The organism is Oleiphilus sp. HI0043 (assembly GCF_001634935.1).
In genome coordinates this window covers 1-398 of sequence record NZ_LWEY01000906.1, presented here as the reverse complement: position 1 = coordinate 398, position 398 = coordinate 1, and the positions used below count along the sequence as shown (strand labels likewise).

The following is a 398-nucleotide window of genomic DNA, read 5'->3' as shown; positions in this document are numbered from 1 at the left end:
AGAAGTGGCTAATAGTTTTGTGCATGGCTTTCTCTATGTTTGCGAATGGGTTTAGTTGGGCTTGATTGTAAAAATCGAGGCTACTGTCGGAGCCTGTTCGGCAGACGGGGACTCTTTTGAGGCTTCACTCGTGACAACTTTAGGTTCGAGGGTGAATATCCGTTGCTCTGGAATTCCGCCAATCTCCACCAAGGAACTAGCGATGGCCAGTGCCCTACTCTTCGCAAGCACTGCTAGTTTATCTTCGCCAAGCACCTGCCCACCAGGTTCTAGATCGACACTTCTATCTGCTACGCCCCGTACTTCAATACTTAAATTAGGACGCTTCTTCAAAGCTTCAGCAAGCTTAAGAATCTTCTCACTTTCAAGCGCATCGATTGACGAAGACATAGCAGAAA

1 protein-coding gene is annotated in these 398 nt (G+C 47.2%); it reads right to left on the bottom strand.

What is annotated here, in order from left to right:
* Window positions 1-51: 51 nt before the first annotated feature.
* Window positions 52-398, bottom strand: a 347-nt coding sequence (locus A3729_RS10205; RefSeq protein WP_156497867.1) for an OmpA family protein, incomplete at its 5' end; no start/stop codon positions are given.